Here is a 9,878-nt window from a genome sequence, read left to right as displayed (position 1 = left end):
ATTCCGAACCCGGAAGTTAAGCTTCTCTGCGCCGATGGTACTGCACTCGGGAGGGTGTGGGAGAGTAGGTCGCCGCCGGACAATTTTTTGTAGGGGCTCCACGCTTGAGGCGTGGAGCCCCTTTTTTTGTTTCGGTGGTCAGGTGACGGCGTCTGCCAGCAGCGGTTCGATCCGGTGGGGGATCTGGGTGGACAGGGCGATGGTGGAGTCGGTGCGTTGCACGGCGGGGGACGTCAGGATGTGGGCGATGATTTCCTGGAGGTGTTCCGTGGTCCTGGCGACAACCCGGCACAGCAGGTCGTGTTGTCCGCTCGTCCCGTGCACTTCCAGGATGTGGGGCACGGCGCGTAGCGCCTCCACCGCCTCCTCCAGGCGCCCCTGCGCGATCTGCAGCCAGACGAACGCCAGGATCGGATAGCCGGCTTCCGTCGGTGAGACGGTGGGGCCGAAGTCCTCGATGACGCCTCTGGCGGTCAGTTTCTCCACCCGAGCCTGGACCGTGCCCCTTGCCACCCCGAGCAGGCGGGCGAGCTCGGTCAGGCCGATGCGTGGGTTGGCTCGCATGGTCACGAGCAGGCGGGCGTCTAGATCGTCCACGAGGGCATCCTCCGCGACTGTGCGATTCGACCAGGAATCGGGTGATCTGGCATGCGGGAGCTAGCGTATCGCTCAGCCAAGCTGGTCGCTCTTGCCAGCGAAAGCGGGACTTGTTGTCATGTGGGGCATGTTTGAGGAAGCTCAGTATTTCGCCCCAGTCGAGGCTCAAGCGGATGGTTCCGTGGTGGTCGAGTTGTCCGCTTCGCACCCGGGGTTCGCGGATCCGGTGTACCGGACACGGCGCAACGCCATCGCCGGGTTGGCGGTCAACTACCGGCCGGGGACGCCCATTCCGGTCGCGGAGTACACCGAGCAGGAGCACGAGGTGTGGGCGACGGTCACCAGAGAGCTGGGGATCAAGCACGCGAAGTACGCCACGGCGGAATATCTCGACGGCGCCGCCAGGCTGGGTCTGCCTCAGGACAGGATCCCTCAGCTGGAGGAGGTCTCGCAGTTGCTGGAGCCGCTGACCGGCTTCCGCTATCTGCCGGCGGCCGGTCTGGTGCCGCTGCGGGACTTCTACGGCGTGCTCGCGGACGGGTACTTCCACTCGACGCAGTACATCCGGCATCACTCCGTGCCGTTCTACACGCCGGAGCCCGACGTCATCCACGAGGTGATCGGGCACGCGAACGCGCTCGCCAACTCCCGGTACGCCGCCCTCTACCGCCTGGCGGGCCAGGCCGCACGGCGCGTCGAAGGGGAGGAGGCGCTGGAGTTCGTGTCGAAGGTGTTCTGGTTCACGATGGAGTTCGGGGTCATGCGGGAGGCTGGCGAGCTCAAGGCGTACGGGGCTGGGATCTTGTCGTCGTACGGGGAGATCGAGGAGTTCCGCGGCATGGACATCAGGCCGCTGAATCTGTCCGCCATGGGCACGACGCAGTACGACATCACGAAATATCAGGATGTGTTGTTCCGGGCCGAGTCGGTCCAGCACCTGGAGGATGTCGTCGGCGATTTCTGGGCCACCTGTGACGACGATTCCATCGCAAAGTTGGTCGCCGCTCGCGTCTTCTGACGCATCGGATTGCTTGATCGCCGAATCAAGCTCACCGCACTGGTTGCTCGTCGGCGTGGCTGATCACCAGGGGGTGATTGCCGGGGTGGTCGCTGCCGGTGCCGGTGTCGCTCGTCTGTGGCGGGTGCGGGGTGTGCGTTTCTGGGTGACGAGCTTTTGCGGCGCTGTCGTGGCGGGTCTGCGGGCTTTGCGCGTGTAGGTCTACCGGGACGCTGACTTGATCTTGACTCCGGGCAGGACCTAGCGGTAGGTCGTGAAATGTCGTGATAATGCTCGGATGATCGCGCTTGGGGTGAGGGCGATGTCACGACTGGCCATCGTCCTTGCCCTGCTCCTGCCGTTGGTGTCGATGCCTCGTCTCGTGCCCACGACGATCCGCGCCGCGGAGCCCGCCGTGCTGGACGTGACCACGTCGTACGAGGTGCGCCGGTCGCAGCGGCGGCGGTTGGAGCAGCGCCCGCGCGAGGCGAGCCTACCCCCGATCCCCGCCGGCAAGATCACCGAAAGGCTCGACCGTTACCTGCGGGGACGCTCTGGGCCGGTCGCGGCCATGGTCAAGGAACTGCAGACCGGGCGGGTCTACCGTTATCACCCCCGCGAGCGGTTGATCACGGCGAGCACCGCCAAGGTCCAGATCCTCATGGCGCTGCTGCTCGACACTCCGTGGAAGCAGCTGCCCGCGGCCGTCAGGCACGACGCCGACCTGATGATCCGCTACAGCGACAACCACGCCGCGGACCGGCTGTGGTTGAGCATCGGCGGGGCGGCCGGGTTCACCAGGGCGGGGAAGAAGCTGGGGCTGAGGCATACGCAGGGCGTACCGGGGGAATGCGTCGATCTGTATTGCTGGGCAATCACCAGAACGTCCGTGGAGGACCAGATCCGCCTCATGCAGGCGTTGGTGTCCGGTAAGAGCCCTCTGAGGGCCGAGGACCGTGAGAAGGTGCTCGACCTCATGGGCCGGGTCGTCGACGGGCAGGACTGGGGGATCAGCGCCGCGACGTGCAAGGGCGAGCGCGCGGCGTTGAAGAACGGCTGGCTCAGGCGCGTCTCGGACAAGCGCTGGGCCATGATCAGCGTGGGGCTGATCAGGGGCGACGGCCGCGACTACGCCGTTGCCGTGCTCACCGAGGGTAGCCCGGAGGTGGGCCAGGGCATCGAGACCGTCGAAGGCGTCGCCGAGCGCATCATGCGGGATTTCCGGAGATGCTCGGAGTGACGAGCCGGTAGCCCACGCCGCGTACGGTCTGGATGAGCTGGTCGTCCTCGTCGCCCAGCCGCGCGCGCAGCCGTTTGACGTGCACCGCGATCGTGTTCGTCGACGTGGTCGCCGTGGCGTTCCACACGTGACGCATGATCTGCTCGCGGGTGACCGTACGGTCGGCGTTGCGCATCAGATACTGCAGCAGCTCGAACTCCCGCAGAGGCAGGTGCACGGTACGTCCGCCCACGCGCACCTGGTAGGCCTGTACGTCCAGCTCGACCCCGCCCACCGCCAGCACCTTGCGCGACTCGGGGGAGGCCGCCTGGATGAACGGCAGCAGTTCGGGCACCCGGTAGGGCCTGGCCACGCAGGCGGCCGCGCCTGCCGCGAGAGCGCGTACGGCCTGCTCGGCGTGGCCCTCCCCGACGCCGAGCAGCACGGGCACGGCCCGCGCGAGGCGTACCGCGCGGACGAAGTCCACGGCGTCGATGACCGGCAGCGTGGCAGCGACGAGCACGACGTCGGGCTGCAGGGCACCTGCCTGCAGCAGCCCCTGAGCGCCGTCGGGCGCGCCCGTGACGGCCACGCCCTCACGTTCGAGGGCGGCGGCCAGGGCGTCCACGACGGAGCCGTCAGGATCGGCGATAAGTAGTACGGGTTTGGTCCTCGTGTCCCCGTTCATCGTGGGTGCCGTCTGCTGTCGGGTCATCAACCGAAGCGTCCCGTGATGTAGTCCTCGGTGGCCTTCTGGGACGGGTTGGTGAACATGCGGGACGTTTCGTCCATCTCGATGACCTTGCCGGGCTTGCCCTGCTCGGCAAGGTTGAAGAAGGCGGTCCTGTCGCTGACCCTGGCGGCCTGCTGCATGTTGTGGGTGACGATGACGATGGTGTACTCGTCCTTCAGCTTGGCCATCAGGTCTTCGATGGCCAGCGTCGAGATGGGGTCGAGCGCCGAGCAGGGCTCGTCCATCAGCAGCACCTGCGGTTTGACGGCGATGGCCCGCGCGATGCAGAGCCGCTGCTGCTGCCCGCCGGACAGTCCCGCGCCGGGTTTGCTCAGGCGGTCCTTGACCTCGTTCCAGAGGTTGGCGCCCTTGAGCGACTCCTCCACGGTGTCGTCGAGCTGCGCCTTGCTGACGCGGCCGTTGAGCCGGAGGCCGGCGGCGACGTTGTCGTAGATCGACATCGTGGGGAACGGGTTGGGGCGCTGGAAGACCATGCCGATCATCCGGCGTACGGTAACGGGCTCGATGTTGTTGCTGTAGAGGTCGTCGCCGTCGAGCAGGACCTTGCCCTCGACGCGAGCGCCGGGGATCACTTCGTGCATCCGGTTGAGCGTGCGCAGGAACGTCGACTTGCCGCACCCGGACGGGCCGATGAACGCGGTGATCGAGCGCGGTTCGATGGTCATCGACACGTCCTCGATCGCTTTGTGCGACCCGTAGTACGCATCGAGGCCCGAGACCTGAATCTGCTTGGACATATCTGCGGTTACCCCCTATCAGCGCCTGGCGGGTGAACGCCACCAGGCGATCAGACGCGCCACCAGGTTGAGCAGCATGACGATCAGGATGAGTGTGAGCGCGCCGGTCCACGCCCGGTCGATAGCGGTGTCGTTGGGACGCGCCGCCTGGTCGAAGACGTAGAGAGGCAGGCCCATCTGCGGTCCGGTGAACGGGTCGTTGTTGATGGAGTCGGTGAAGAACACCGTCAGGAGCAGCGGCGCCGTCTCGCCCGCGACCCTGGCGACGGCCAGCATGACGCCCGTCACGATGCCGGTGAACGCAGTCGGCAGCACGACCTTGAGGATCGTGCGCCACTTGGCCACGCCCAGCGCGTACGACGCCTCGCGCAGGTCGTCGGGCACCAGTCGGAGCATTTCCTCGGCCGATCTGACCACGGTCGGCATCATGAGGATCGACAGCGCCATCGCGCCGGCGAAGCCGGAGTAGGGCATGCCGAGGAACAGGATCCAGAAGGCCAGCACGAACAGGCCGGCGACCACCGAGGGGATGCCGGTCATGACGTCGACGAAGAAGCTGATGGCCCGGCTCAGGCGGCCGCCGTTGCCGTACTCGACGAGGTAGATCGCGGTGAGCAGCCCGATGGGGACGGAGATGAGAGAGGAGAGCAGGACCTGTTCCAGGGTGCCGATGATGGCGTGGTAGGCGCCGCCGCCCACGTCGCGCGCGCCGATGCCGCGCATCGAATGGGTGAGGAACGTCAGGTCGAAGCGCGCCAGGCCGTTGCTGATCACCAGCCAGAGCACGGACACGAGCGGCACCACGGCCAGCGCGAACGCCAGATAGACCAGCCCCTGGACGATGCGGTCCTTGATCCGGCGGCCGGTCGAGATGTGCTGGATGGTGGTCATGTGTCGGCCTTCATGAGCTCTTTGCGCCGGTTGATGATCATGCGGGCGGCTATGTTGACGAGCAGGGTGATGATGAACAACACCAGGCCGGAGGCGATGAGCGCGCCGCGGCCGATGTCGCCGGCCTCGCCGAACCCGTTGGCGATGTTGGCGGCGATGCTGTTGCCCTGCGGGGTGAGGATCTGCAGGCTGATGCCGAACGTCGCCGGGAAGATCAGCGCGACCGCGATCGTCTCGCCCATCGCCCGGCCGAGGCCGAGCATCGCGGCACTGACCACGCCGGGGCGGCCGAACGGCAGCACCGCCATGCGGATCATCTCCCAGCGGGTCGCGCCGAGGGCCAGCGCGGCCTCTTCGTTCATCTTGGGGACCTGCAGGAACACCTCGCGGGAGATGGCCGCGATGATCGGCAGGATCATGATCGCGAGTACGATGCCACCGGCGAGCATGGTCTTGCCGCCGATGGCGCCCTCACCGGCGAACAGGGGGAACCAGCCGAGGTGGTCGTTGAGCCACTGCGACGGCTCCCTGAGCAGCGGCACCAGGAAGGCCACGCCCCACAGGCCGTAGATCACGCTGGGCACCGCGGCGAGCAGGTCGATGAGGTAGCCGAGCGGTCCGGCCAGGCGGCGCGGCGCGTAGTGGGAGATGAACAGCGCCACGCCCACCGCGATGGGCGTGGCGATGACGAGTGCGAGTGCCGAGCTGAGCACGGTGCCGAACGCCAGCGCGCCGATGCCGAACACCTGGCTGCTGTTCGGGTCCCACGTCAGTTCGGTGAGGAAGTTGCCCTTGTTGGCCTGCAGCGCCGGGATCGCCTCGCTGATGAGGAAGACGGCGATGGCCGCCATGATCCCCAGCATGACGATGCCGGCTCCGGTGGACAGGTAGCGGAAGGGCCCTTCACCATGGCTGCGCCGAGAGGCGGACCGGCTCGTGGCCGGTCCGCCTTCACGGGTTTCCGTTTCCGTTTCGGTGGTCATGAGCTGTTAGGAGATCGCCTCGACAGCGGTGCGGACCTTGGTGAGCAGCTCACCCGACAACGGGGCGTAGCCCAGTTCCTTCAGCGACGCCTGGCCCTCGTCGCTGGCGGTGTAGGTGAGGAACTCCTTGACCAGCTTCGACTCCTCGGCCGACAGGCCCTTCTCGCAGGTGATCTCGTACGTCACCAGGACGATCGGGTAGGCGCCCGGCGTCTTGGTGGCGTAGTCGATCGACAGGGCGAGGTCGTTGCCGGTGCCCTTGACCTCGGCGGTCTCGACGGTCTTGGCCGCGCTCTCGGGAGTCAGCTCGACGAACTCGCCGGAGCCGTTGGCGACCTTGGCCTTCTGGAGCTCGGAGTTGTCGGCGTACGACATCTCGACGTAGCTGATCGCGCCCTCGGTGTCCTTGACCGAGGAGGCGATGCCGTCGGAGCCCTTGGCGCCCTGGCCCTTCGCCTCGGCGGGCCATGCCTTGGCGGCCTCGTACGGCCAGTCGGCGGTGGCCTCGAGGAACTTGGTGAAGTTGTCGCTGGTGCCCGACTCGTCGGCCCGGTGGAAGGCCTGGATCGGCGTGGACGGCAGTGTGGCGCCGGGGTTGTCGGCCTTGATGGCCGGGTCGTCCCACTTGGTGATCTTGCTGTTGAAGATGCCGCCGAGCGTCTTGGGGGACAGTTGCACCCCTTCGACGCCGGGCAGGTTGTACACGACCGCGACGGGGCCGGTCACCATGGGGATGTTGATGGCCTTGCCGGTCTTGCACCGGGCGTCGGCCTTGGCGGGCTCGTCGTCCTTCAGAGCCGAGTCGGAACCTGCCAGCGCGACCGTGCCCTGGATAAACGCCTGGATGCCCGCACCCGAGCCGCTGGGCTGGTAGTTGATGCTCACCCCGGAGTTCTTGGCCTGGAAGTCCTTCTTCCACTGGTCGATCGCGTTGGCCTGGGCAGAGGAGCCCGCGGCGTTGATCGTGCCGCTCAGACCGCTGTCTGCCGCGGCCTCGGTGGCGGCGGTGGCGCCGGTGGCCCCGGTGTTGTTGTCTGTGCCGCACGCAGCGAGCGAGAGCGCGCCGACGAAGGCGACGGCGGCGAGCCGGCCTGCATACTTCACGGTTGGGTTCCTCCCACTTGGTCCTCAGTCGCCATGAAGCTATGCAGCGAAGGTGACTCAGACCCCTAACGAGGGTGAACGTTCGGTGAACGCACCAGGTCACCCTCATGATGGGAGCTATGACTTATCGCGTATGCCTCGTGTGCATGGGCAACATCTGCCGCTCGCCGATGGCGGAGGTGGTGCTGCGCCGGACGCTCGCCGAGCGCGGGCTGGGCGACCGGGTCACCGTCGAGAGCGCCGGGACCGGTCGGTGGCACGTGGGCGATCCCATGGACGAGCGGGCGCTCGACATCCTGGCCCGGCACGGTTACGACGGCTCGTCACACCGGGCCCGGCAGTTCGCGAGCGACTGGTTCGCCCGGTATGACCTTGTTTTGGCCATGGATCGGGACAACCTGTCCAATCTACGGCGGGTGGCTCCGTACGAGGTGGAGGTGCGGCTGTTCCGGTCGTTCGACCCTTCCGCGCCGGAGGGGGCGGAGGTGCCGGATCCTTACTACGGGGGCCCCGAGGGGTTCGAGGAGGTGCTGTCACTGGTCAAGGCGGCATCCGAGGGCGTGGCCAAGCACATAGCCGATGAGATTGACTGACGACCTCGGCTCGTCGCACGGCCGGCGGCTCCACCGTGGCGTGCTGGACGACGGGCGCGAGGTGTTCGTGAAGAGCGGCCGGGGTCACGCCGAGCTCTTCGCCTCCGAGGCCGCCGGGCTGCGCTGGCTGGGCGAGGCGATCGAGGTGCCCGAGGTGATCGAGGCCGGGCCCGACCGGCTCGTATTGTCATGGATACGGCAGGAGCCGCCCGGCGCCGCGGCGGCCGAGCGTTTCGGTCGCGCGCTGGCCCGGCTGCACCGCGAGGGGGCGGACGGTTTCGGCGCGCCCTGGCCGGGGTTCATCGCCGAGTTGCCGATGGACAACGCGCCCGCCGCCGACTGGCCGTCCTTCTACGCCTCGCGGCGCGTGGTTCCGTTCCTGGAGGGGGCCGGGCTTCCGGCGCGGGAGGCGTCCCTGGTCGAACGGGCGGCGGACCGGTTCGCCGAGGTGGCGGGTCCGGCCGAGCCGCCCGCGCGCATCCACGGTGATCTGTGGAGCGGCAACGTGTTGTGGTCGGGCGGGTCCGGCGTGCTGATCGATCCGGCCGCCCACGGCGGGCACAGGGAGAGCGATCTGGCGATGCTCGCTCTGTTCGGGCTGCCCTACCTCGACCGGGTGCTGGGCGCCTACCGCGAGGAGTGGCCGCTCGCGGAGGGGTGGCGGGAGCGGGTGCCGCTGCACCAGTTGCATCCGCTGCTCGTGCACGTGGTGTTGTTCGGGGCCGGCTACCGGGAGGCCCTGATGGACGCGGTGCGGAGGGTGCTGGCTCTCTAGTGGGGTGACCACTTAGGTTCACCGGGTCGGGAACACGCCGTACGGCTTGCACAGGTTTCGCTGGGTTGTCCTCCACTGTCGTATCGGCATGCACGATCGCGACAGGAGGGAGGACCTGCATGGCCGAGCCTGTGCGGGCGCGGCGGTTGTCCGATCATGAAGGGCAGACCCTGCAGCGGCTGGTCCGGCGTGGCAGGCATGATTCGATCCGGGTCCGGAGAGCGTTGATCATCATGGCCTCGGCCAGCGGGACGCCGGTTGCGGCGATCGCGCAGTTGGTGGCGGCCGACGAGGACACCGTGCGTGATGTGATCCATGCCTTCAACGACCGGGGGTTGCCTGCGCTGGACCCTAACTGGGCGGGTGGCCGTCCCCGCCGCATCACTAGCGACGATGAGGACTTCATCGTCGCGACGGCCACGACTCGCCCAGAGAAGCTGGGCCGTCCCTTCACCTGCTGGAGCATCCGCAAATTGGCCAGTTACCTGGCCGACAACCCCATCCGGAGCGTGGCGGTCGGGCGTGAGCGGCTGCGGCAGTACTTACGCGCGCACAAGATCTCTTTTCAGCGCACCCGGACCTGGAAGGAGTCGACCGATCCTGACCGCGATGCCAAGCTGGACCGGATCGAGGACGTCACCACCTGCTTCCCGCAGCGGTGCTTCGCCTTCGACCAGTTCGGGCCGCTGTCGATCCGGCCTCAGCCCGGCTCCGGCTGGGCGCAGCAGGGCCAGCCGGCCACCTACACGCGCACCCACGGCGTGCGCTACTTCCACGGCTGCTACAGCCTGGGCGATGACCAGCTATGGGGCGTCAACCGGGAACGCAAGAGCGGCGCCAACACACTCGCCGCGCTCAAGACGATCAGGTCGGCCCGCCCCGACGGCGCGCCGATCTACGTCATCCTGGACAACCTGTCGGCCAACAAGACCCCCGCCATCCGCCTCTGGGCCGCCAAGAACAAGGTCGACCTGTGCTTCACACCGACCAGCGCCTCGTGGGCCAACCCGATCGAGGCGCAGTTCGGGCCGCTGCGCACCTTCGTGATGAGCAACTCCGACCATCCCAACCACACTGTGCAGACCCGCAAACTCCAGGCCTACCTCCGCTGGCGCAACGCCAACGCCCGCCACCCCGATGTCCTGGCCGCCCAACGCCGCGAACGTGCCCGCATCCGCAGCGAGAAACAACGCCGCTGGGGACGACCGGCCACCCGAGCAGCATGATC

General features: G+C 67.6%; 11 protein-coding genes and 1 rRNA gene. 6 read left to right on the top strand and 6 right to left on the bottom strand.

Annotation, left to right across the window (positions count from 1 at the left end; genetic code table 11):
* A 5S ribosomal RNA gene (gene rrf, locus E1267_RS27460) occupies nucleotides 1–81 on the top strand; the annotation flags it as partial.
* A gap of 57 nt (nucleotides 82–138) precedes the next feature.
* Here the strand turns inward: rrf and E1267_RS27455 are convergent.
* Entirely contained in the window at nucleotides 139–597 is a 459-nt protein-coding gene (locus tag E1267_RS27455; protein WP_132336419.1) for an Lrp/AsnC family transcriptional regulator, read from the bottom strand.
* 184 nt (nucleotides 598–781) lie between these two features.
* On the opposite strand from E1267_RS27455, the gene E1267_RS27450 reads away from it, so the two are divergent.
* Both E1267_RS27450 and E1267_RS27445 read left to right on the top strand, forming a co-directional pair.
* A complete protein-coding gene (locus tag E1267_RS27450) occupies nucleotides 782–1,615 on the top strand; it encodes a phenylalanine 4-monooxygenase (protein ID WP_246064298.1) in 834 nt (277 codons plus the stop codon).
* A 301-nt stretch (nucleotides 1,616–1,916) separates the two neighbouring features.
* Nucleotides 1,917–2,834 (top strand): serine hydrolase, encoded by a 918-nt coding sequence (locus E1267_RS27445; RefSeq protein ID WP_246064297.1) that lies wholly within the window; start codon nucleotides 1,917–1,919, stop codon nucleotides 2,832–2,834.
* Here E1267_RS27445 and E1267_RS27440 read toward each other — a convergent pair.
* Genes E1267_RS27440 through pstS form a run of 5 tightly spaced genes read right to left on the bottom strand, consistent with a single transcriptional unit; the run spans nucleotide 2,803 to nucleotide 7,282 of the window.
* Complete coding sequence (locus E1267_RS27440) at nucleotides 2,803–3,528, bottom strand: response regulator transcription factor (RefSeq protein ID WP_132336415.1); 726 nt, start codon at nucleotides 3,526–3,528, stop codon at nucleotides 2,803–2,805. The two genes, E1267_RS27445 and E1267_RS27440, sit on opposite strands and share 32 nt — an antisense overlap.
* Nucleotides 3,528–4,304 carry a phosphate ABC transporter ATP-binding protein PstB gene (pstB, locus tag E1267_RS27435; RefSeq protein WP_132336413.1) on the bottom strand — a complete coding sequence of 259 codons (777 nt, stop codon included), beginning with the start codon at nucleotides 4,302–4,304 and terminating at the stop codon, nucleotides 3,528–3,530. Before pstB ends, E1267_RS27440 begins: the two co-directional genes overlap by 1 nt.
* Nucleotides 4,305–4,322: 18 nt before the next feature.
* Nucleotides 4,323–5,195, bottom strand: coding sequence for a phosphate ABC transporter permease PstA (gene pstA, locus E1267_RS27430; protein WP_132336411.1), 873 nt, complete (start codon nucleotides 5,193–5,195; stop codon nucleotides 4,323–4,325).
* The gene (gene pstC, locus E1267_RS27425; RefSeq protein ID WP_132336409.1) at nucleotides 5,192–6,178 is read right to left on the bottom strand and encodes a phosphate ABC transporter permease subunit PstC; all 987 of its coding nucleotides are present in this window, start codon (nucleotides 6,176–6,178) and stop codon (nucleotides 5,192–5,194) included. The genes pstA and pstC overlap by 4 nt, the downstream gene beginning before the upstream one ends.
* Nucleotides 6,179–6,184: 6 nt before the next feature.
* On the bottom strand, nucleotides 6,185–7,282 hold the full coding sequence (gene pstS / locus E1267_RS27420) for a phosphate ABC transporter substrate-binding protein PstS (protein ID WP_132336407.1): 1,098 nt from the start codon (nucleotides 7,280–7,282) through the stop codon (nucleotides 6,185–6,187).
* Nucleotides 7,283–7,401: 119 nt separating this feature from the next.
* Between pstS and E1267_RS27415 the strand changes: the two genes are divergently transcribed.
* The 3 genes from E1267_RS27415 to E1267_RS27405 all read left to right on the top strand — a co-directional run bounded on the left by E1267_RS27415 (nucleotide 7,402) and on the right by E1267_RS27405 (nucleotide 9,876).
* Nucleotides 7,402–7,875: a low molecular weight protein-tyrosine-phosphatase gene (locus E1267_RS27415; RefSeq protein WP_132336405.1), complete on the top strand. Its 474-nt coding sequence runs from the start codon at nucleotides 7,402–7,404 to the stop codon at nucleotides 7,873–7,875.
* Nucleotides 7,862–8,650 (top strand): fructosamine kinase family protein, encoded by a 789-nt coding sequence (locus tag E1267_RS27410; RefSeq protein ID WP_132336403.1) that lies wholly within the window; start codon nucleotides 7,862–7,864, stop codon nucleotides 8,648–8,650. Before E1267_RS27415 ends, E1267_RS27410 begins: the two co-directional genes overlap by 14 nt.
* Nucleotides 8,651–8,769: 119 nt before the next feature.
* Nucleotides 8,770–9,876 (top strand): IS630 family transposase, encoded by a 1,107-nt coding sequence (locus E1267_RS27405; RefSeq protein WP_132336401.1) that lies wholly within the window; start codon nucleotides 8,770–8,772, stop codon nucleotides 9,874–9,876.
* Nucleotides 9,877–9,878 lie beyond the last annotated feature (2 nt).

This window comes from Nonomuraea longispora (assembly GCF_004348345.1).
GTDB classification, from domain to species: Bacteria; Actinomycetota; Actinomycetes; order Streptosporangiales; family Streptosporangiaceae; genus Nonomuraea; species Nonomuraea longispora.
The sequence above is the reverse complement of the archived record's forward strand: the minus strand, read 5'-3'. Positions and strand labels throughout refer to the sequence as shown.